17 protein-coding genes and 2 tRNA genes are annotated in these 21614 nt (G+C 62.3%); 2 read left to right on the top strand and 17 right to left on the bottom strand.

Annotated features, from left to right (window positions below):
• Window positions 1–373: 373 nt before the first annotated feature.
• The 15 genes from NKJ47_RS08935 to uvrB form a co-directional block, all read right to left on the bottom strand.
• Window positions 374–1984, bottom strand: a complete 1611-nt coding sequence (locus tag NKJ47_RS08935) for an alpha-glucosidase (RefSeq protein WP_254461103.1) — start codon at window positions 1982–1984, stop codon at window positions 374–376.
• A 254-nt stretch (window positions 1985–2238) separates the two neighbouring features.
• Window positions 2239–2673: a DUF4189 domain-containing protein gene (locus NKJ47_RS08930; protein ID WP_254461387.1), complete on the bottom strand. Its 435-nt coding sequence runs from the start codon at window positions 2671–2673 to the stop codon at window positions 2239–2241.
• Window positions 2674–3060: 387 nt separating this feature from the next.
• Window positions 3061–5532, bottom strand: a complete 2472-nt coding sequence (locus NKJ47_RS08925) for a VirB4 family type IV secretion/conjugal transfer ATPase (protein WP_254461102.1) — start codon at window positions 5530–5532, stop codon at window positions 3061–3063.
• Window positions 5533–5699: 167 nt separating this feature from the next.
• Entirely contained in the window at window positions 5700–6011 is a 312-nt protein-coding gene (locus tag NKJ47_RS08920) for a type IV secretion system protein VirB3 (protein ID WP_254461101.1), read from the bottom strand.
• A complete protein-coding gene (locus NKJ47_RS08915) occupies window positions 6004–6399 on the bottom strand; it encodes a TrbC/VirB2 family protein (RefSeq protein WP_429002530.1) in 396 nt (131 codons plus the stop codon). Before NKJ47_RS08915 ends, NKJ47_RS08920 begins: the two co-directional genes overlap by 8 nt.
• A gap of 70 nt (window positions 6400–6469) precedes the next feature.
• Entirely contained in the window at window positions 6470–7354 is an 885-nt protein-coding gene (locus NKJ47_RS08910; RefSeq protein WP_429002507.1) for a lytic transglycosylase domain-containing protein, read from the bottom strand.
• Between the two features lie 134 nt (window positions 7355–7488).
• The gene (gene virB11, locus NKJ47_RS08905; RefSeq protein ID WP_254461099.1) at window positions 7489–8532 is read right to left on the bottom strand and encodes a P-type DNA transfer ATPase VirB11; all 1044 of its coding nucleotides are present in this window, start codon (window positions 8530–8532) and stop codon (window positions 7489–7491) included.
• Between the two features lie 19 nt (window positions 8533–8551).
• On the bottom strand, window positions 8552–9733 hold the full coding sequence (locus NKJ47_RS08900) for a TrbI/VirB10 family protein (RefSeq protein ID WP_254461098.1): 1182 nt from the start codon (window positions 9731–9733) through the stop codon (window positions 8552–8554).
• A complete protein-coding gene (locus NKJ47_RS08895) occupies window positions 9730–10491 on the bottom strand; it encodes a TrbG/VirB9 family P-type conjugative transfer protein (protein ID WP_254461097.1) in 762 nt (253 codons plus the stop codon). Before NKJ47_RS08895 ends, NKJ47_RS08900 begins: the two co-directional genes overlap by 4 nt.
• Entirely contained in the window at window positions 10488–11498 is a 1011-nt protein-coding gene (locus tag NKJ47_RS08890; RefSeq protein ID WP_254461096.1) for a virB8 family protein, read from the bottom strand. The genes NKJ47_RS08895 and NKJ47_RS08890 overlap by 4 nt, the downstream gene beginning before the upstream one ends.
• Window positions 11499–11559: 61 nt before the next feature.
• Window positions 11560–11988, bottom strand: a complete 429-nt coding sequence (locus tag NKJ47_RS08885) for a toxin co-regulated pilus biosynthesis Q family protein (protein ID WP_254461095.1) — start codon at window positions 11986–11988, stop codon at window positions 11560–11562.
• A gap of 396 nt (window positions 11989–12384) precedes the next feature.
• Window positions 12385–14058: a type IV secretory system conjugative DNA transfer family protein gene (locus NKJ47_RS08880; RefSeq protein WP_254461094.1), complete on the bottom strand. Its 1674-nt coding sequence runs from the start codon at window positions 14056–14058 to the stop codon at window positions 12385–12387.
• Window positions 14059–14297: 239 nt separating this feature from the next.
• The gene (locus NKJ47_RS08875) at window positions 14298–14507 is read right to left on the bottom strand and encodes a hypothetical protein (RefSeq protein WP_254461093.1); all 210 of its coding nucleotides are present in this window, start codon (window positions 14505–14507) and stop codon (window positions 14298–14300) included.
• 213 nt (window positions 14508–14720) lie between these two features.
• Window positions 14721–14795: transfer RNA gene (locus tag NKJ47_RS08870), tRNA-Val, on the bottom strand.
• A gap of 89 nt (window positions 14796–14884) precedes the next feature.
• Window positions 14885–16909 carry an excinuclease ABC subunit UvrB gene (gene uvrB, locus NKJ47_RS08865; RefSeq protein ID WP_254461092.1) on the bottom strand — a complete coding sequence of 675 codons (2025 nt, stop codon included), beginning with the start codon at window positions 16907–16909 and terminating at the stop codon, window positions 14885–14887.
• 147 nt (window positions 16910–17056) lie between these two features.
• On the opposite strand from uvrB, the gene NKJ47_RS08860 reads away from it, so the two are divergent.
• Complete coding sequence (locus NKJ47_RS08860; protein ID WP_254461091.1) at window positions 17057–17584, top strand: GspH/FimT family pseudopilin; 528 nt, start codon at window positions 17057–17059, stop codon at window positions 17582–17584.
• Window positions 17585–17636: 52 nt separating this feature from the next.
• Window positions 17637–17713 (top strand) — tRNA-Asn (locus NKJ47_RS08855).
• Window positions 17714–17756: 43 nt separating this feature from the next.
• Here NKJ47_RS08855 and NKJ47_RS08850 read toward each other — a convergent pair.
• On the bottom strand, window positions 17757–18194 hold the full coding sequence (locus NKJ47_RS08850; RefSeq protein ID WP_254461090.1) for a type IV pilin protein: 438 nt from the start codon (window positions 18192–18194) through the stop codon (window positions 17757–17759).
• Window positions 18195–18239: 45 nt separating this feature from the next.
• Entirely contained in the window at window positions 18240–21602 is a 3363-nt protein-coding gene (locus NKJ47_RS08845) for a pilus assembly protein (protein ID WP_254461089.1), read from the bottom strand.
• Between the last annotated feature and the right edge of the window lie 12 nt (window positions 21603–21614).

Here is a 21614-nt window from a genome sequence, read left to right as displayed (position 1 = left end):
CCTGGCGACCTCGGGACGATGCCCGACAGTGCGGCGCAACGCCCACGCGGCGACGTGGCGCCCCCCCATCGCGGCGTTATAGGCGGCACGACGGGCGGTTCATCGTGTGGACCAGCAACGCCGTGTCTGGATCGGCCCTTGTGTGCTGGCGGCACCTACCGCGACGTCGTGGCCGCTGGCGCATGCCACCAACCGATGCCGGCACTCCGGATCGATCCGTACCACCCACTCAGGCGCCGACGTGGCCTCCGCACGCATACGGCCCAGTCCGGTGCGAGCCGGATCGTCACATCAGCCAACGGCCTCTCCGCAGTGCCGCAGCCGCATCAGCAGCGATGCGGCATTCCCCTCGACAGCGATCGCCCATCTGCGCTCACGCGCCCTGCAGGCACACCATCGCATAGCCGGGCAAACGCAAGCGCTCGCCGAGCGCCCCAGGCTCCACGCCCGGTACCTCCAGCGCCTGCCAGGCTCCCTCCGGCACCGCCACCTCGGCGGCCTCGGCGGACAAGTTGAACGCCAGCAGCAAGGTTTGCGTCGCGTGGCGGCGCTGGAACATCAGCACGGGCTCGGCCGTCTCGTGGAACACGATGTCGCCCTCGCGCAGCGCCGGATGGCGCTTGCGCCAGGCCAGGAACCGGCGGATCGCTAGCAGTACCGACTGCGGGTCGGCCTCCTGCGCCGCCACCGATTGCGCACGATGCGCTGGCGCGACCGGCAGCCAGGGCGTGCCCGTACTGAAGCCGGCCTGCTCGCCGGCATCCCACGGCAGCGGCGTCCGGCATCCATCGCGGCCCTTGAAGTTCGGCCAGAACGCGATGCCATAGGGGTCCTGCAAGGCCTCGAACGGCACGTCCGCCTCGCCCAGGCCCAGCTCTTCGCCCTGGTAGAGGCAGACCGAGCCGCGCAGCGAGCACAGCATCGCGACCAGCAGGCGCGCGAAGGCCGGCGTCTCGGCGCCCTGCCCCCAACGCGTCACTGCGCGCTGCACGTCATGATTGGAGATCGCCCAACACGGCCAGCCTTCGGTCATCGCCGCTTCCAGGCGGGAGACCGTCTGGCGGATGTAGGCGGCGCTGAAATCGTCGGTCAGCAGTTCGAAGCTGTAGCCCATGTGCAGATGCCCGGCCCGCGTGTACTCGGCCGTGGTCGCCAGCGAATCTTCCGACGAGATCTCGCCCAGGCTCACCGTCCCCGGATAGCGGTCGAGCAGGCTGCGCAGCTTCTGCAGGAACGGCAGATTCTCCGCCTGCGTATTGTTGTAGTAGTGATACTGGAACGCGTACGGGTTATCCGGGCTGAAGCCGCGGCCGACGCGCTTTTCCGGCGGCTTGGGCGGGTTGTCGCGCAGTTGCGGATCGTGGAAGCAGAAATTGATCGCATCCAGCCGGAAGCCGTCCACGCCGCGCGCCAGCCAGAACTCGACGTTGTCCAGCGTCGCCTGCTGCACCTGCGGATTGTGGAAGTTCAGATCCGGCTGCGACGCCAGGAAGTTGTGCAGATAGTACTGCCCCCGGCGCGGCTCCCATTGCCACGCCACGCCGCCGAAGATCGACAGCCAGTTGTTCGGCGGCGTCCCATCCTCGCGCGCATCGGCCCACACGTACCAATCGGCCTTCGGATTGTCGCGGCTTTGCCGGCTCTCCTTGAACCAGCCGTGCTCGACCGAGGTATGGCTGAGCACCTGGTCGATCATCACCTTCAGGCCCAGCGCATGCGCCTTGGCCAGCAGAGCATCGAAGTCGGCCATGGTGCCGAACAGCGGATCGACCTCGCGGTAGTCGGCGATGTCGTAGCCGAAATCGGCCATCGGCGACTTGAAGAACGGCGAGATCCAGATCGCATCGACGCCCAATGCCGCGATGTAGTCCAGCTTGCGCACGATTCCCGGCAGATCGCCGATGCCATCGCCGTTGGCGTCGAGGAAGCTACGCGGATAGATCTGATAGATGACGGCACCGCGCCACCATGGAGCCTGAGACATGCAACGCCCCCCTTCGGGCAGAAATCGCGCGTGCGACAGGCACGCGAAACGCCGCGTTAGAGTAGCGTTGATGTCTCAAGTTCAGACATAGATGCATACGTATTCACGCCAACGGACGGATAAAACTGGTTGGAGGCCGGCGGCGAGACGAAATTGCTGGCACGTCAGAGTTCGCACGGACAAGCAACAAACCAGAAATAAAGAATTCAAATCATAAATTAAAATTTCAACGAAAAATTAAATTCCCTTACGAATCAATATTTCTTAAACTGAGCCTCCGAACAATCCGTGCCTCTGACAACACATTCGGAGCCAGATGCCTCCTTACACCGGCGCAACGCCTCTTTCGTAGCCGCCTCGACACTTACAGCACTTACTATCTTTCCCACTCCGCTGCCGTCGGGGCCCTGGACGACCGCTACGCACTGGTTTTTATACGTGAAAGCAACTTTGCAATCCGAATTGCCGAGATCAGCACATCTTTTCAACGCGCCAGCCTCAGCATCCTTTTCGGAAAATCTACCGGTGCTGCTTCCGATGTCTCCACTGGACGCCGTCGCGATCGCACCCCACGTTTTAATCCACTCTCCTGTCGGACGAGCAGGAGCCTCGGCACCGCCAGGACTTGGGCCACACCGAGGACTACCAGGCGCCACGCCGGATGGACACGCCGTTTGCGCAGATGCCATCGAGCTGATCAACAGACAAGATAAAAAGAAGATGGCTTTCACAGCAGCCTCCAAAACCTGATTAACCTAGGTCCTGAGGCCTGAATCTGCGAACTCCCGTCTGGCCATTCGCATCGGAGGAGAAGCCAGGTTGTCTCAGCGCATGATTCTGCGTAACAGCGCTGGAGGGATTGAAATCATTGCCTCGATAGGACGCGTCATTGCCAGGCGACTGCGGCGTATAGGGCCTACCAGTCGCAGGATCCCGCTGGCAACAGCGTGAGCAGCGCAACCACACCAACGACACGAACGACACGAACACGACTGAATGCTTTCGTCCTCTTGTCCATGCGCACCTCAACAAAGATCTTGTAGAAACATCCCCCGCGCGTAACCAAGGCAAGGCGGTCAGTTGACCGCCGCCGCCCCCCGATTATCCGAAGACATCGATCTCGCCGGAGCCGATTTTCCGGATCCCTTACGCCGTGCATAGAACTCGTTCAACCACTGTTCTGGCGTCAGGTCGTCCGGCGCGACGCCATGTTCCTTGGCCTTGCGCTCCAACACCTCGTGCATGATTTCGATATTGTCGGTCGACGCCGAGATGACCGACAGCGCATCGTCCATGCCGCGGAGGTTGAGCTGGCACACCGACGACCCGTGGCCCTGCTTGACCAGGAAGCAGCGCGAGCGCTCGTCCAGGCTGACCACGACCTGGTACTCGGCCTCGGTGAGCTTGAGACCGTCCATGTAGTCTTCCTTGCTGGCATTGGGATTGGGCAGCAGGATCATGGTGGCGGTCTGTTCTACCAGCGCCGCGGAGATGTCGCTGGCGAGCGCATCCTCCGGGCTCTGCGTGGCGAATATACCCAGACCGTTCTGCTTACGGATGGTCTTCTGCTTGTTCTTGGCGAATTCCTTCAGGCCGCCCTTGCCGTCGAGGATCTTCCAGAACTCGTCCATCACGTAGATCAACGGCCGGCCGTCGATCAGCGCCTCCAGCCGATGCAGCAGGTAGTTGATGACCGGAACGCGCACTTCCGGGTTGTCGATGACGTCGGTGTAGTCGAAGCCGATGATGCTGGCCTTCTCGAGGTCGATGGTATCGACCGGGTTGTCGAACACCCAGCCGTGCGAGTTGCCGGCGGTCCACTTGCGCATGCGGGCGTACAGGCCGTCGTCGCCCATGTTGGGCAGGCTCTTGCGGAAGTTGGTCATGCTGCGCAGGTGCATCGGCGTATCGAGCATGCCTTCCACGCCACGGAAGATGTCCTCCTCTTCGCGCGAGGTGTACTCGATCTTGCCGGCCAGTACCTTGATCAGGTCGGCCAGGAACTGCACGTTCGCCTCGGTGCGCTCGCACTGGAACGGATTGAAGCCGGTGGGCTTGCCGTTCTCCAGCGCCAGGTAATTGCCGCCGCAGGCGCGCACGAAGATCTCGGCGCCGCGGTCCTTGTCGAAGAAGAAGATGGTCGGGACCGGATCGAACTTCTGCACCTGGCTGAGCAGGAAGTTGATCAATGCGGTCTTACCGGTACCCGACTTGCCGATCACCATGGTGTTGGCGATCGCCTTTTCGCCCAGCGAGTTCTCCGCCGGGTGCGTCGCGTGGAAATTGAAGTAGTACGGCTGACCGTTGGTGGTCTGCAAGGTGGTGACGCACTCGCCCCACGGATTGTTGTCGCGCTTGCCCTGGGCGAAGTTGTGCAGCGGCGACAGGCCAAGGAAGTTCAGCGAGCTGACACTGGCGATACGCGTGCGGTAGCGCCAGTTCCCCGGCAATTGGGCGTAGAAGGAGGACGCGACCGCCAGATCCTCCTTGGTCGAGACGAAACCGGCATTGGACAGCTCCGCACGCGTGGTGGCGACCTGCTGCGCGAGCTTCTCCTGCGTATCCGCGTAGACGGCGATGGTGAAGTGGTACTCGCCCAACACGAAATTGCCCGACGACAACTGGTCCATGGCCAGGTCGAGCTCGTGGATCTGGCTGACCGCCTTGTCGCCGGAGGACACCATCATGCCCTTGGTGCGATCGAGCACCTTCAGCGCATCGTGCCGCCCCATCGGGCTGAAGGAGTGGGTCACCACGTACTCGAAATCGAGATACTTCAAGCCATTGAGAATGCCGGGATAGGTCCCGTCGGTGTATTCCTTGATGTTCAGAATGGCGCCGAAGTGATTGATGCCTTCAGGCGTCTTGATCACGAAGTCGCCGGTCTTGTTGGCGAACATGTGCTTGCTGACCGGCAGATAGGCGGGCACCGGCGCCTGCAGCACCGGCACCGGCTCGTCGATGCGGTTGATCAGATAGCCGAAGAACTCCAGCGCCTCGGAGAACACCACGCCATTGCTGGCTTCGTACATGCTCAGGCGGTAGGGCGAATAGTCCTTCAGCACGGCTTCGACATTGCCCGCCAACTCGAGCACCTTGGCGATCGCCTGGTCCTGCTCGGACTGCAGCTGGGGAATGCTCGACGACTTGTCCATGAGACGCTTGCCCGTCACCACCGGGCGATAGATCATCGTCATGTACAGCTCGTTCTGCATGATCTTCTGCGACGACAAGGTGCCGTAATACTGGTCCGACAGGTCCTGGTTGAAGGCCTGCTTGAACTTTCCCGCATTCTTGATGCGGCGACGGCGGCGCACGTCGTGCACCCAGAACGCCACGTTGGCGAAATCCGGGGCACGCAGGGTCTGCAGCATGCGATTGAAGGTGTTGTGACGGTGTTCGATCTCCCACTCTTCGCGGCCCACGAACGGAAGCCCGCCCAAGTGCCAGATCAGCATGAAATCTCCTCCCGTCGTCTTCAGCACGGACGGCGCCACATGCGTGGAGATGGAGATGAACTCGCTGATCGAAGTATCCGGGATGAACATAAGGGAATAACTCAGAATCCGTTTCGTCTTGCAAAGGCCCGGCGCAGATGCTCCGGGAACCGCCAGCCACGCGCTACCGCCATCGCGCGCCGACACGAAAAACCGAACAACCCCATGCACGACACATACGTCGTGCATGGGGTCGACACCCGGTGCCCGGCTCCAAACTAGCGCTTGGCGCCTGGCACGTCTTTCCTGTACTCATTCGGCGAGAACACCCACATGCCGGAATAGCGCTGCAGGTTGCGCACGCGCATCCTCATCATCCAGCGCAAGCCGAGCATGCGGAAGATCATCTCGTCCCGCTTGGTCATCTGCTGCATGACGAAGACGATGACCGGAATGAGCGCCAGCAGCCACATATTGAAATAGATACCCATCAGGAAGCCGCCACCGGCACCGATGAAGAACGGGACGTAGGGCACCCCGAAAAACATCGCAGGCCGCGTACAGCCCCGGAAAAGTACGTTCTTATGCATACTGCATCGCGTGCTGGACGAGCGTGATGGCGGCAGTGCAGGACGTCTGGCCGGTATCGCCGATCAGCATCTTGGCCAACTGGCCGGCAGCACCGATCAGCACGCCCCCCAGCAGCACCGGCGCCACTTCGGCAACGCGCTTGTGCGCGAAGGCGATCTGGTAACCGGCGAAGACAACCGCGATGGTCACCACCACAATCGAGGCCATGTTCAGGATGTTGTTGGTCTTGCCGAGGAAACCACAGACCTTCTGATCTGCACCGGCGTAGTCGGTACCAGTCGCCATCGCGGCGCCGGAGGCGAATACGGCCGCGGTGAACATCGCCGCCTTCAATGCCGCCATACCGATGATCTTGGCGTTCGAATTCACTTCAGCTTTCTTGAACATCATGGGTTTCTCCTTGACTTGGAAACAGGGTGGTCAAAAGCCATTTGCATGGCCGTGCTACTGCATCTGGCTAGAATACGAAGGCCCCGTCGCCAGACGTCGGCGACGACGTACTTGTGCCAGGAACGGCCGCTCCCGCCACGACTGGAGGCGCGTGTGCGGCAGCGTGCGGAGCTGGGGGCTCTCCGCCACCTGCAGGAACCGCCACTCCTTTGCCGGCGCCTGTCGGTCGTATTACATAAAGATCGGAATCTGCAGCAGCGGCCTGAGCGGGTGCAGCCGCTACGGCACCCGCCGTTGGCTGCACCGGCGCCGCAATGGCAGCCTGGGCGGGCACGGACGGTTGCGTTTCCCTCGTGAAACCGCTGGCGAGCCGATCGGCCGCAGAGTCGATGCGCCGCGACACGATCGAATCGACTTCACGTATCGCTGCAGCCCTGACGGAGTCGGTGACAACGCGGCGCACGCCCCCTGCCGGGATCACCGGGATCGCACCTGCGGTGGAACCGGCAAGCGCCCTGCCCTGGTTGATCGACGCATAGACCTTCTGCACGTAACCGTGCCGATACCCGGTCTCGAAGTTGCCGGAGTAGTAGCAACTGAACGACTTGCCCCAGTTGCCGCCGGAGCGGTTGTAGCATTCGGCCAGGATCTTCGACGCGGCCTGCAGATTCGGGCAGGTCTTGAACGCCTTTTCGTAGGTATCCAGACCGTACTTGATCAGGTTGTAGCGATTGACCTGCCCCAGGCCGAGCGAAAAGTTGTAGCCCTTCTCCTCCAGCATCCGCGCCGTCGCGACCGCTTCGGACAGGTTTTGCGGCTGGCGCACCAGGCGCCCGCCGACCACCCCGATCGCGAACGGATTGTGCGACGACTCGACGCGCACAACGTGCTGCATGACTTCAGCCGGAACCGCCATTTCGGGACAGCTCAGTAGTTCCATGCCTGGCAACATGCCGTGGTTACTCCTTATGCATCGGCGCACCGGAAACGCGTCCGGAACACCGCAGATGTCGCAAATCAATCGTGTTGGAAGAAAAATTCAAAGTCAATCGGCGCTGTTTTGCCCTATCACCTCGGTGAACATATTCATCCACCACCCGAATGCATGCGCTCCGGATCGAAATCGATACCGGTGATATAGCGCCGGCCCGCGTGCGATTTGATGTGGACAACGATGTCGATGGTCATCATCAGCAGCCGCTTGATGACGGAAAACTCCAGGCCCGATCCTTCGGCCGACGCCTTGACCATCAGCGCCAACTGGTCCCAGGTCTGCCCGATGCTGCCAGCATGGCAACTGGTGATGGAACCTGGATGACCGGAGGCGCAGTTGCGGATGAAGTAGAACGACTCGTCGCCTCGCAGCTCGGCCAGGATGATGCGGTCGGGCTTCATGCGCAGGCACGCTTCCATGCAACTCTTCGCCGTGACGTTACTGGTGCTTTGTCCGCCTTTCGAATAGAGCAAATGCACGGAATTGGGCTGGCTGATGAAGAGCTCGCGCGCGTCTTCGATCGTCACCAGCCGTTCTTCGTGCGGAATGTGGTTCACCAGCGACTTCATGAAGGTGGTCTTGCCGCTGCCGGTGGCGCCGGCGACGACGACGTTCTTCTTGAACAGCACCGCCTTCTTGAAGAATTCGGCGTAATCGCGCTGCCGCCGCAGTTCCAGCAACTCCCGATCCTGCTCGCTGAGGCCCGATTGCACCTCCAGGATTTCCTGGAAGAAGCCGTCTTCCTTGTACTGCTCCAGGGTCTTGGTGTGCTTGGACGGCAGACGGATGGTGATGGATACCTTGCCGGCGTCGCAGGCCGGCGGGATCACGAACTGCGCGCGCTGACCGGTAGGAAAGGTCAACGACACCACGGGATCGGCATCGGTGATGCGCTGGCCGGTGTTGCTCTCGTTGACCACTGCCGTGCAAAACTGCCGCGCGCGCTCGAACGTCAGCGACGGAATCTCCAGTCGCTGCCAGCCACGCAGGGTCTCCAGATACAGCTCGCCAGGACGGTTGATACAGATTTCCGTCACTTCCGGCGAGTTCAGGTAATCCAGGATGCCCAGCACCGAGTACTGGTAATCCAGGAAATCCGTGGAGATCTGCGCAGTCGGAGAGTCGTCGAACGTCACGTCGCTGTCTCGCTCGCGATCAACGCGGCAACACCGCGGTGAAGTCGACGTCCTTGGCCACGTAGACGTTGACGATGGTGCCCTGGTTGATGGTCACGGTGGCGGGGCGGCGGCGATCCAGGGCCTGGTCGGCCAGACGCTGGATGGACTGGGCCGTGTTGCTCTCGTACGGCTGCTGGGTGACCACGCCGGAGTTGAGACCCACCGTCGTCGTCTTCGGACCATTCTCGGCCGCTGCCCACTTGAAGGCGTCGCTCAGCATGCTGATCATCAGCGCGGACGAGATGCGGCTTGCCCAATGCGCGCTGTATTGACCCGGGTGGCCGGAGCTGCCGAGATTGTCGACGCCCGGTCCAACCAGCGTCACATCGATGCCGGTGGGCGTGGTGATGCGATCCCAGACCACCTGCATGCGCGGACCGGTCGGCTCTGCAGCCCCGTACTGACCGAGGATCTTCGACCCCTTCGGTAACAGCAGGCGGCGGCCGTTGATGGAGTAGACCGGCTCGGTGATGATGCAGGAGGTGAAACCCGGGAAGTCGGTGATGATCCGGGTCTCCAGCACGCAGCGGATGTAGGTGCCGCGCACCAGCAAACCGTCCGGGTTGGCGATCGGCTTGGCAGAGGTCTCCTGCCCTTGCTGCAGCGGTGCGCCACCCTGCTCCTGTCCCGGCAGCATGCCGCCCATGCCCTGGCCACCACCAGACTCCTGTTGCAGGCCGGCCATACGCCGCTCCAGCAACGATGGTCCGCGCTCCTGCCGCGCCGCCGACTGCATCTGCGCATCTGCGTTGGTGGGCATCGGCGGCAACGGCGGCAGGCTCGGCTGCTCGGCCAGTGGCACCGGCTCTACCTGCTGCACCGGCGGCGGCGCCGCGGTCTGCGGCAACGCAGGTGCCACCACCGCTTCCTGGCGCGGCTTCGGTGCCGGCTCGGGCGTGCTGCTGCCGCTCACCAGCCAGAAGATCGCCAGGATCAGCAGCGCGGCGATACCGGCGAGGAACACCAGCGCCTTGCGGTTGAGCTTCTTCAGGTCGCTGGACCGGAGCACCGGCTCGTTGGCGTCCAGATCCGGGTCGGCAGTCTGCTGCTGGCGAGCGAAATAGGGATTCTCGCGCGGCGCATCGTCCGCACGCGGGGAACGCGACTGACCGTGGTCGTTGCCGTAATTTTCGTCAGACGGGGGTAGATTCGAGTTCACTTTTGCTTGTTCCTACGCAAGCCGACAACATTCTTGCCGTGGCGGATGACCAGGAAGGGATAGGTCCCGTGGACAATCAGGGTGTTGCCCTCGACTGTGGTATTGACCAGGAAATCCTCATCGCTCTCCTTCTCGCGGCCGAACACGGCCGGGAAATTGCCTGTCGGGAAACGCGTCAGATCCATTTTGATGTAGGTGAACTTGCCATCGTCGTAGACGCTGCTCGGCACGATCCATGGTTGCTTGGAACGCGTCGAATAGTCGTAATCGAAGTAGTAATGACGGTCCTTGGTCAGGCGCGTGTCGAGCTGCGACTCATCCTTCACCTCGTCGCTGGCCGCGGCAAAGCTGGTGTCCTTCGGATAGGTGAAGGTCACCTTGTACTGCACGCCGGCCTGCTTGGCCTGCTCCAGCCGCTGCCAATCCGTGGCTACCACCTTCAATTCCAGGATGTAGGAATGGGTAGCGGTGCGGATCATCATGTTGGTGTCGACGTCGACGTTCTTCGGCTTCAGATAGAAGACGTTCTCGCGACGACTGAGTTCCCAGCCACTGGTGAAACCGGTGCTGTAATCCAGGATCTTCTCGTTCGGGCTCAGTTCGATCTGGGTGGTGATGCCCAGGCCGGTACGCACCTGATAGATCTTGTCGGGCTCGTACTCGTACTGCTGGACCACCTGGGCCGACGCGATCGGCGCGAACAGGCCCAGAGCCAGCAACGCAAGATGCGCCGAACCGGTTTTCGTCAGGAAACTCATCGAACGTTCGCTCCATTACCGTTGTGCTGAGGTGCAACGCTGGGTGCAGGACGCGCCGCAGCCGGCTGCGCTCCTGGATAGACAGGCGCGCTCGCCGGATTGACCGTCGGCGCCTCCTGCGGAACCGGCATCGTGCCGTTCGCGCCCGGCGCCATCGGCTGACCAGGCATCTGCTGCACCGGCACTTGTCCTGCCGCTCCCGGCATCTGGGCGGCCGCGGGCTGCTGAGCCGCGCCGGTGGCGGGGGTCTGCACGGCGGACGACGGCGGAACCGGCATGGCCGAGTAGTCGTTATCGACCCGGTAATCGGTCACCTGGAACCCCAGCGGATTCTGCACCCGCAGTTCGTCTCCCATGGCCAGGTTGCTGTTGTAGCGGAAGGCCATGATGGCGAACTTGTTGTCGAGCAGCGTGGATTGCCCCGTCTTCTTGTCGTAGATGCTGCGCTGGAAGCGCACATTCGCACCGCTGTAGGGCTTGCCGCCGCCGCCGAGCAGCGAGATGCTCAGAATCTTGACCCGAATCGAGCGCGCCTTGCCGTAGGTGTAATACGGGGCCGAGGGGTTGTTGGGCGCGTGCAGATTGAAATACTCGGCCCCCACGGCGGTATCCCGCGGCGCCATCGAAAACACCGTATTCCAGTCGTTGAGCCCCATCATCTCCGAGTCGTAGGACTCACGTGCAGTGATGAAACGCGCCACATTGCTCTTGGCCAAAGCTTCACTGCTGGTGATGCTCTGCACGTCCCCGCTGTTGCGCAACACCGAGACCGTGGAGGTGCCGGTATACGCATCCGCCATCACCAGATACGGCACTTTTTCCTTCAACGGCAGCATGTAGTAGTACCCGCCGCCAAGCAGCAGGCACAGGATGATGGCGCCGAACGCGACCCACCAGGCACGGCGCTCGCTGCGGCGGGCCAGATCAGCGATGCTGATTTCGTAATTGACCGCCTTCGCTACCGCTTTGTTGACGTTTTCGCTTTCGACCGGCTTTTTACCGAACATCAGACTTCACCAGGTTTCGTAATGTGGCTGCCGGCGCACCGCGTGCGCGCCGACGGTGACGTCACTTCGCGCTGCCACTGGCCGTGGCCGCTGGCGCGCCGCTCAGCGATGACGACGGCTGCACCAGGATGCGATTGCCTGCAGCGGTCACGCTCACTCCTTCCTGCGCATAGACCACGCTCAGCTCGGCGACCGCCTGCTGGATGCTGGTCGTGTTGATCTTGGCGACCGGCGCGTACAGCGTGTAGTCGGACTGGATGCCATAGGACAGCTGCATGTTCGAATCCTTGGCCCAGCGCTCGAGCATCGTCTTCAGCGTGCCGTCCATCGGGATCGCCTGGTACACGTACGACGAGTACAGCGGAATCTCCATGGTCGACTCGGAGAAACGATTGACCGGCTTCCACTTGCCGCGGAAGTCGGGTGCCGGCCTGGTTGCACAGGCGCTCAACAGCGCGACGGCGCTCAACGTAGCGATCAGCCGAAACATATGCGTTCTTTTCACGCGAGCCTCTGAATTGCGGAAACGTATGAAGAGCGGGCGGCGCGCAGGCGGCCCACTGCTGGATTGCGGAGTTCGACGCGACGACGCGACACGCGCGATGCGGGAAGGAAGGCGCCGCGGATGGCGCCGGCGCGGATCTGCGGCAGCCAGCGGCAGGTGCCCGAGGCCGCACGACCAGCGCCAAAGAAAACGGAATTTGACAGCAAACCTTCCATGTCACCCCTTAACGTGTGCCGGTTCGACCCACGCTCCTGTTCCTGTTACCAACTTACCGCCATACCCGCGAGAATGTGCCGCAGGGGCATGCCCACGTCAAGCATTTGGCAAAAAAACGTTCAATTGACGACGACGCCCAGAAAATAGATGAATTTCGTCACACTCTCAAATCGAAAGCGTCGGAATATCGACTTTGGGGCGCAGCCGTGCGGTGAAGTAGCGATCCTTGTAGTACTTGATCTTGTCGCACTTCACCGGATGCGGGATGCCCTCGTACAGGAACACCTCTTGATCGTTCCCCATCGCCTTCAACTCCTGCGGCAGCATCAACGCCCGCTTTTCCTCCGATACGCTCCGGGTCACATCCTTGCCACGGGTGACGTTCTTCTTGCGGAAGGTGGTGTAGCCGAGCATCTCGGAGTAGTCGTTGGCGTCCTGCTGCTCGCGCGGAGCGTAGAGAATCTGCAGTGCATGATTCGTGATGATGGTCCGCGAGATGTCCTTGCCATAGGTGGCATCGAGCTGGGCCATGCTCTGGATGATCGGCAGAAGGCGGACATTGTAGCCAGCCATGTATGACACTGCCGAGGCGATGATGTCGACCTTGCCGATCGCGGTGAACTCGTCCATCAGCAGCAGGCACTGGTACTTCAATGCCGGATTGCTCTTAGGCAGTTCCTTGGTGTTGAGGTTGATGATCTGGCTGAAGAACAGGTTGATGATCAGGCGGCTTTCGGCCAGCTTGTTGGGCTGGATGCCGATGTAGATGGTCATCTTCTTCTTGCGCAAGTCGGTCAGCAGGAAGTCGTTGTCGCTGGTGGCCGCATCCAGCACCGGATTGATCCAGGCGTTGAGCGGCTCCTTGAGCGTGCCCATGATCGAGGCGAAGGTCTCGTCCGCCTGCGACAGCAGGTTGGAGAACGCCGACTTGGCGTTGCCGCTGAGGAAGCGCCGCTCCGACAGCGACTTCAGGTACTTCTTCAGATCGGTGCCGTCGCCGGACGACAGACGGTAGATCGCCCCCAGCGTCGGCGTGCCGAGACCGCCGGGGAAGCCGATGTTGCGCTCGTCGTCCCAGTTCTCGAACAGGTACAGCGAGAACGCCATGAACGCGTTGCGCGCCTGGCTGACCCAGAACTTCTGGTCGTCGGAGCCGTCCGGGTACAGCATGGCGGCGATGCTCATCAGGTCCGAGACGCGGAACGCCGGGTCGTCGGAGACATAGCTGAGCGGATTCCAGCGATGGGTGCGGCGGTCCTCCGCGAAGGGATTGAACAGGAACACCTCCTGGCCCTGGCTGGCGCGCCAGCCGCTGGTCAGATCGAAGTTCTCCTGCTTGATGTCCAGGACCACCACCGACTCCTGGTACTCGAGCAGGTTCGGGATGACCACGCCGACGCCCTTGCCCGAGCGGGTCGGGGCCGCCAGGATCACGAACTGCTGACCGCTGAGGCGCACCAGTTTGCCGCGGAACTTGCCGATCACGATGCCGTCGCCGCTGGCCTTGAACAGCCCGTGCCTGGACAGGTCGGCCGCACCGGCGAAGCGCGCGTCGCCATGCAGGCTGCGCTTGGCCGGCTTGAACATCAGCACCAGGATCAGCAAGGCCAGCAAGCCAGGCAAGCCGAAGCCGAGGTAGCCGGCCCATTTGATCTTGCCGACGTAGGGAGCCACCTCCGGCAGGCCGATGGCGTGCACGTACTGGTAATAGGTGCCCAGCCCGAACATCCGCGTGTCCAGCTTCAGCAGCAGCAGGACCAGGTAGCCGGACAGGAAGTAGCCGCAGGCGGCCGCGAGCACGACGACGAGCGCCGCCGCAACGAGTTTACGATTCGACAAGCCCCATCCTCCTTGATCCATCCTGGCGAATATTCTAGAGCGAGTTCCGCACTTTGCGACCAGCGCGTCGGCGATCCGTGCGGCGTGACGTCGGCCGCGTGCGGGAAGCTGAGCAGGCTGTGCCCCGCCGCGAGCCACGATGCTCGCCCATCCCGCCTACGGCGGCGCGCCGGACTCCGGCATGTCTTGTGCGAGCGCCGCCGGCCGGCTCGCGCGTGCCTCGACGCGCGCGGCGCGCCCTACCGGCGCTGCCGCGTACTCGGCTTGTGCCGCGACGGCTTCCTTTCCGTGCTGACCGCCTCCCGATCGCGCTCGATCAGGGTGTCCAGGAACACCCGCGCCTCGTCCCAGGACATGTCGTGCGGATCCACGCGCGCCCCGCCGTCGGTTGTGACCGTATAGCCCACCACGTTGGCCGGGCTGTAGTCCGGCTCCCGGGTCAACGCCACGAGCTGGTAGCGTCCTTTGACTTGCACCGTATGATGGTATTCCACCATGCGTCTGGCCTCCTCGCCTGATCGTCCGCTCGGATGCTAAAGCAAGCCTGGCCGCGCGGCCAGCGGCCCGCCTTCACGCCCCGATTGCCGGGCAGCCGGGGCACAGACACAAAAAAGCCGGCTTCCGCCGGCTTTGTTCGTTTCCACGTCCGCATCTTCGCGTCGTGGTGGGCGGTACAGGGTTCGAACCTGTGACCCCTACCATGTCAAGGTAGTGCTCTACCGCTGAGCTAACCGCCCTTCTCTGCCGCGGCGCACCGCTGCAGGGGCGCGAATCTTAGCCCACCTGGCGGACAAGAACAATACCCACCACCCACTCGGCCGGCCGCCTAGCTGACCAGGCTGGCATCGCGCAGCTTCTTGATCTGGTCGCGCACCCGCGCCGCATCCTCGAATTCCAGGTCGCGCGCGTGTTGGTACATCTTCTGCTCGAGGGCCTTGAGCCGGGCCGCGACTTCCGCCGGCTCCAGCGCCCGGTAGTCGGCCGGCTCCTCCGCGACCCGCCGCGCCTTGCTTTTGCCCTTGCCGGACTTGGTCTCGGCGACGTCGTCGCGCGCGCCTTCCAGGATGTCCACGATCGGGCGCGCCACCGATTTCGGGGTGATTCCATGCGCCAGGTTGTACTCCACCTGCTTCTCGCGGCGGCGCCCGGTCTCGTCGATCGCGGCCTGCATCGAACGCGTCATCTTGTCCGCGTAGAGGATGGCCTTGCCGCGCAGGTTGCGCGCGGCGCGGCCGATGGTCTGGATCAGCGAGCCGGTGGAGCGCAGGAAGCCCTCCTTGTCGGCGTCCAGGATCGCGACCAGCGAGACCTCCGGCATGTCCAGGCCCTCGCGCAGCAGGTTGATGCCGACCAGCACGTCGAACTTGCCTAGGCGCAGGTCGCGGATGATCTCCACGCGCTCGACCGTGTCGATGTCCGAGTGCAGGTAGCGCACCTTCACGCCGTGCTCGCCCAGGTACTCGGTGAGGTTCTCGGCCATGCGCTTGGTCAACGTGGTGACCAGGACGCGGTCGCCATCGGCCACGCGCAGGTTGATCTCCGACAGCAAGTCGTCGACCTGGGTGGCTACCGGGCGGATCTCCACTTCCGGGTCGATCAGCCCGGTCGGGCGCACCACCAGTTCGGTGATCTCGCCGGCCGACTCGCGCAACTCGTACGGGCCGGGCGTGGCCGACACGTAGATGCTGCGCGGCGAGCGCGCTTCCCATTCCTCGAAGCGCAGCGGCCGGTTGTCCAACGCCGACGGCAGGCGGAAGCCGAACTCCACCAGGGTCTCCTTGCGCGAGCGGTCGCCTTTGTACATCGCGCCGATCTGCGGCACGGTGACGTGCGACTCGTCCACCACCAGCAACGCGTCCGGCGGCAGATAGTCGAACAAGGTCGGCGGCGGCTCGCCCGGCGCCTTGCCGGTGAGATGCCGCGAGTAGTTCTCGATGCCGTTGCAGAAACCGACCTCGGCCATCATTTCCAGGTCGAACTGGGTGCGCTGCGCCAGCCGCTGCGCCTCGACCAGCTTGTTCTGCGCATACAGCTGTTCGAGCCGGTCCTTCAGCTCCAGCTTGATCGTGTCCACCGCGCTGAGGGTGCGCTCGCGGGTGGTGGCGTAGTGGGTCTTGGGGTAGATCGTGTAGCGCTGCAGCTTGCGCAGGGTCTCGCCGGTCAGCGGGTCGAACAGGGTCAGCTGCTCCACGTCGCCATCGAACAGTTCGATGCGCAAGGCTTCGCTGTCGGATTCGGCCGGGAACACGTCGATGACCTCGCCGCGCACGCGGAAGCTGCCGCGGTGCAGCTCGTACTCGTTGCGGGTGTACTGCAGATCGGTCAGGTGGCGGATCAGCTGGCGCTGCTCCACGTGCTCGCCGATCGACAGGATCAGCCGCAGCGACAGGTAGTCCTCCGGCGCGCCCAGGCCGTAGATCGCCGAGACCGTGGCCACCACCAGCGCATCGCGCCGCGACAGCAGCGTCTTGGTCGCGGCCAGGCGCATCTGCTCGATGTGCTCGTTGATCGAACTGTCCTTCTCGATGAAGGTGTCCGAGGACGGCACGTAGGCCTCGGGCTGGTAGTAGTCGTAGTAGCTGACGAAGTACTCCACCGCGTTGTTGGGAAAGAACGCCTTGAACTCGCCGTACAGCTGCGCCGCCAGGGTCTTGTTCGGCGCCATCACCAGGGTCGGCTTCTGGATCGCCTGGACCACGTTGGCGATGGTGTAGGTCTTGCCCGACCCGGTGACGCCGAGCAGGGTCTGCTTGGCCAGGCCGGCCTCGAAGCCGGCCACCAGCTTCTCGATCGCCTGCGGCTGGTCGCCGGCCGGCGAATACGGCGATACGAGTTGGAAACGGTCGGACATGGACCTTCACCTGGAGACGACAGATGAGTATAGCGAGCGGCGGATGACAGCCATGTCTGGATTATTCCTACAGCACTGTCGGCATCCCGGCGATGCCTCGGCCTCGCCCCCACCGCTAGCTTGTGGAACACCAGCCAAGGAGCGGACATGGCCAGAAGAACCCAAGGTTTCACCCTGCTGGAGATGATCGTCAGTCTGGCGGTCGTCCTGGTGATACTGAGCGTCGGGCTTCCGGCCTTCGGACGATTGCTGGACAGGCATCAGGAACTGGCGGCCACCAACGCGTTACTGACGCAGCTTGCCCTGGCGCGCAGTTGGGCCGTCTCCCGCGGCCAACCCGTCGCCCTGTGCCCATCCAGGACCCAGGGACGCTGCACCGCCGAGATCGAGTGGAGCAACAACTGGATGATCTACGCGGATCCGGATGGTGACCGGCAGCCCAATCGGAGCAGCGACATCCTGAGCGAAGCCGCAGCACCCGGCCGCTCCAGACTGCGCGTACTGTCGTCTCTCGGGCGTTCACAGATGCGCTACCTCCCCGATGGGCGCGCTACGGGAAGCAATGTGACCTTCAGGATCTGCCGCCGACAGGCCATCGCGTCCGAAGTGATCGTCAGCGCAACCGGAAGGGCGCGCTCGGTTCGCCATGCAGGCGAGCCCCCATGCGGGCAGTAGCAACAAAAAGGTGCTTGCCAGGCGCCCAAGATCTGCTTACAATGCGCGCCTCGCCCGAATAGCTCAGCCGGTTAGAGCACTTGACTGTTAATCAGGGGGTCGTTGGTTCGAGTCCAACTTCGGGCGCCACCTAAAAAAAAACCGCCGTTGCTCGGCGGTTTTTTTTTTTGCATCACCAGCACTTCGCCGGGGTTGAGGACAGAGAGCCACTGGCCGAACGCACGCCGCGCTGGTCGATCGTCAATGTCGCGCATTCCGTATCCCGCGCTTGCGCCTTTCCCGAGATCGGCACCGCAGTGATACTGAAACTGGTTGCAGTGCTGGCAGCCAGACTCACCGTGTAGAAGTTGCTGACATCGGTACTGCATGCCGGCAGCGTAGGCGCGGCACCGGCTGCGCTCAGATAGCTCATGTTGGTCGTGTGAAAGCGCTCCATGTACTGCGCCGCCTCCTGCAAGCAACCGGCTGCGGCCGAACGCCGCGCCTTGATCATCACCCAGTTGTAACTGACCATTGCAATGCTGGCGAGGATCGCAATGATCGCCACCGTGATCATCAGTTCGATCAGGCTGAAACCGCGCTGTGCTGCGAATCGACTACGACTGGGCATGCCTTAGCTCCAATGGATGTGGGAAACGTTTCGGGCTGAACGCTGTCATTCCTGGAGTAGCTCCTTCCATTGCACACGTCCCACTTTGCGAATTTCGCGAATCTTTTTGCAGACGGCGCTGCCATCGTTGATATTCAGGCAAGCCAGACCGCCGCTGCCACCCGCGCCGCCGGTGAAGTAATTGCTCGAGCTGCCCAAGCCGCCCAGGGCGACGGACGCGACGGGAATCGACACGCCCCCGACCGTCAGCGTTTCGTCGGCATAGGAGCCGTCCTGATTCAGGTCGAAGAACGACTGGTTGAGACTGGAGCCCGTGAACGCATCGATGGCGTTGTCCTGGCCCTTGCCGCCAGGCAGACACGGGTCATCGTCGGGAATGTTGCTGGTGAACGTCAGAACGCCGGAAATGACATTCACCCCGGTATAGACGCGCTCGCCATCGGCCGTTGCAGGCGCGGGGTCGGACACAGGCGGATCGATCAAATCCAGATACCAGCCCTTCTTGCCGGCTGCCAGCGCGCTGTTGGCCTCCATGACCCGCACCCTCTGATTGTTGACCACGCCGCTCGCCGCGAACTTGCGCCGCTGCAGGTCGGACTTGGCAACACCGCTCGTGGCGTCCTTGATTCCATAGACCGACTGCACGGTCATGTCGGTCACGTCGTCGGTGGTGAGAAAACGACCAGTACCGAAGAAGATCCACAACTGGAAGCTGGCAGGGTCACGCGCGATCGCCGGTGCCGAGGTGATGGGCTGCGGCGTCCCTGCGGAGTTGGTCGCGGTGAACAGGCGCAGGCGATTACTCGCAGCGTTCCAGCTGGAAGAGGTGGTGGCGGAAAGGTCGAAGCGCCATAGGTTCCCCTGCATGTCGCCAGCGTAGACGAAGTCGATGGTACCGTTGCCGTCGACGTCGCGCGCAGAGGGCGCAAACAGTCCGTTCGGAGACGAGGAAGAACCTACCCCCGTGTCGATTTCCGAAAGCAACGCACCATCGCTGAGCCGATACACGAACAAGGCTGCGCGCTCGTTGGTGCTATTGGGGCCGTTGGCCACGAGCACCCCGAGATCGCCATTGTTGAGCTTGGCGATGACGGGAGCGCCCAGATTCAGGCCCATGTTGTTGTCGGCCGTCGTGGACGCCCGATTATCGCCGGCTTTTTCCCACAGCACGTTGCTGTTGGAGAAACTGTCGGGATTGGTGACATCCAACGCATAGATCCCCTTGCCGCCGCGCCCGAGCGTGCCGACCAGGATCGTCTGGTTGCTCAGTTGATCGCGTCGGGAAAGGCTGATCGGGCCATCCACGAAGAAGCGATGGTCGTAGTCGGGCGCACTGAGGGTGGCCAGGTCGGTGAAGTTGAGACTGGCCGGCACATACGCAAATCGCTCCACGCCAGTATCGGCATTGAAGGCATGCATCATGCCGTCGTTGGAGCCGATGAAAATGGTCCCGCTGACCGTGTCGTAGGCCGGGGAAGAATTGACGAGGTCGCCGATCAAGGTGCTACGGGTGCGCAGATACCCGTTGGGGTGATCTTGCTCCAGGTCCTGGGTTCCGGCGATATAGGCCGCGTTGTCGGCGCCGGTGACGGCGGCGGCGGTTGAGGTGGCCGCGCGCGTCAGCGCCGTCCGCTGCGCGGAAGTGGGAAAGGTCGTGCCGGCGGTGCCGCTCCACGTGCGGATATTGCGCCCCGAACCGGGAATGCTTGCCACCCAGGACGGATTGGTCGCATCTACGCCGGTACTGGTGACCGGAATCGCCTTGAGCGCACCAGTCCATTTACCGGAAACGAAACTGGCCTGATAGACATGCGTACTGCTGGTGAGGCTGCTGGAATTCGCCGCGAGATTGCCGGCGGTGCCGGTACGCTCGACGATCGAACCAAGCGCAGATTTAAGCCCCTGCGTGAATTCGTCGGGATTGCTCGCGACGATGAAACTGCCATGACCATTCACCGCCGCGTGCCACAAATCGTCGATATTGGCGACACTATCGGCGGAAGGCGTCGGCCAGCTCTTCGCGCCCGAAGTGAGGGCCGGAAGATCCTGTTTCGGATCCAGAGTCCCCTTCGCACCGATAGAAATCGCGAACGTCGTCATGTGCTGCCAGAAAGCGGGATCTGCGGAATTGGTAGGCACGGAGTTCGCCATGTCGGATCTTAGATCCGACTTCCAGTAGCGCATCGCCACGTCGGCCAGGGTGTCCGAATCAGGACTTGCATAAGGCCGTGACGGGGTATAGGTGTACGTATTGCCGGTCGGACTGGAGATGGTGGCGCCGGCGACGTTATCCTGCTCGTTGACAGGCGTGTAGTCGCCCTTGGAATTCCAGTAACCATCGGTGGTCAGAATCGTGAAGTTCTGCCGGCAAACGAGCTGCGCGGCGCCGGCTTGCGGACCATAGGGACCCGCAGCATCGCTGCTACTGAAATACATGCCGGCACTGCTGAGCGCCCGGTGCAGCGGCGTGCCATTGTTGCCATAGGCAGCATACAGGCGGTCGTACCAGACCTTGCGATTATTATTATCCCCATTCACCCCATTGGGGTTGTCGAACAAACCGTCATTCCTATTCACTGGAATGGGGTTTGCATGGTTCATCGGAAGTGAATCTGCCGTTCTCTGCCAGATCGTGCGGAACCCGACCCGGACATTGGTCCCCAGGTCGGAAAACGCATGTCCTGCGCTGCCTTTGGCCACTTTGATGCGCGTGCGGCTGTAGGAATACCATGTCGCAAAGTTGGTACGCTCGTCCGCCTCGCTTCTGCCAGTGGGCGTTGCGCGCGTGCAGTTCTTCCACTGCCAATCATTACGGGAATTGGAGCAACCACGCCCCGCCAACCCCTGTTGGTTCGCGACGTTGTTCAGCAACTCGCTGCGGATGATGACACCATCACCCATGATCTGATAACGATAGTAATTTGCCGTATCCGACAGATAGGATTCCGAATTGTTTCCAGTATCCTTCGGGACATAGAACGTCCTCGTAGAGTCGTAAAGATTGATTGACGACGTGAGGTCATGCGAATTGTCATAAGCACTCCCATAATCCATGCCACCAGTCATGGGCGCTCCGGTGGAGTCCACCCACGGCTGATAGTTCACCGCCGGGTTGTAGTAGATGGAATTTCGCGTATAAGCGAAGCTACCAATACTGTTACCGCCCCTGCTGTCCCTGGTCTGCGGCACCGAATCCGGCATGTAGCTAAATTCCATGGAGCCGGAGTCGTCCAAAATGAACAACACATTGGGCGCGATACGCCCACCCGACTGCAGCGGGTAGCTTGGCACCACGATGCCGGCACTGGCCGGGAGCGCCAGCATGGTGCAGGCAAAGGCCGTAGCGAATGCATTGAGACGGGGCCAAAGGCCGCGTCGCTGCACACGATGGTCGTGAAACTGGCTCATGGCGGTGACTCC

This window comes from Xanthomonas sacchari (genome assembly GCF_024266585.1).
GTDB classification, from domain to species: domain Bacteria; phylum Pseudomonadota; class Gammaproteobacteria; order Xanthomonadales; family Xanthomonadaceae; genus Xanthomonas_A; species Xanthomonas_A sacchari_C.
The sequence above is the reverse complement of the archived record's forward strand: the minus strand, read 5'-3'. Positions and strand labels throughout refer to the sequence as shown.

Coding starts and splice junctions, on each gene's coding strand:
- NKJ47_RS08935 (WP_254461103.1), bottom strand. CDS start 1,984: ATGTCTCAGGCTCCATGGTGGCGCGGTGCCGTCATCTATCAGATCTAT.
- NKJ47_RS08930 (WP_254461387.1), bottom strand. CDS start 2,673: ATGGCATCTGCGCAAACGGCGTGTCCATCCGGCGTGGCGCCTGGTAGT.
- NKJ47_RS08925 (WP_254461102.1), bottom strand. CDS start 5,532: ATGTTCATCCCGGATACTTCGATCAGCGAGTTCATCTCCATCTCCACG.
- NKJ47_RS08920 (WP_254461101.1), bottom strand. CDS start 6,011: ATGCATAAGAACGTACTTTTCCGGGGCTGTACGCGGCCTGCGATGTTT.
- NKJ47_RS08915 (WP_429002530.1), bottom strand. CDS start 6,399: ATGTTCAAGAAAGCTGAAGTGAATTCGAACGCCAAGATCATCGGTATG.
- NKJ47_RS08910 (WP_429002507.1), bottom strand. CDS start 7,354: ATGTTGCCAGGCATGGAACTACTGAGCTGTCCCGAAATGGCGGTTCCG.
- NKJ47_RS08895 (WP_254461097.1), bottom strand. CDS start 10,491: ATGAGTTTCCTGACGAAAACCGGTTCGGCGCATCTTGCGTTGCTGGCT.
- NKJ47_RS08890 (WP_254461096.1), bottom strand. CDS start 11,498: ATGTTCGGTAAAAAGCCGGTCGAAAGCGAAAACGTCAACAAAGCGGTA.
- NKJ47_RS08885 (WP_254461095.1), bottom strand. CDS start 11,988: ATGTTTCGGCTGATCGCTACGTTGAGCGCCGTCGCGCTGTTGAGCGCC.
- uvrB (WP_254461092.1), bottom strand. CDS start 16,909: ATGTCCGACCGTTTCCAACTCGTATCGCCGTATTCGCCGGCCGGCGAC.
- NKJ47_RS08860 (WP_254461091.1), top strand. CDS start 17,057: ATGGCCAGAAGAACCCAAGGTTTCACCCTGCTGGAGATGATCGTCAGT.
- NKJ47_RS08850 (WP_254461090.1), bottom strand. CDS start 18,194: ATGCCCAGTCGTAGTCGATTCGCAGCACAGCGCGGTTTCAGCCTGATC.
- NKJ47_RS08845 (WP_254461089.1), bottom strand. CDS start 21,602: ATGAGCCAGTTTCACGACCATCGTGTGCAGCGACGCGGCCTTTGGCCC.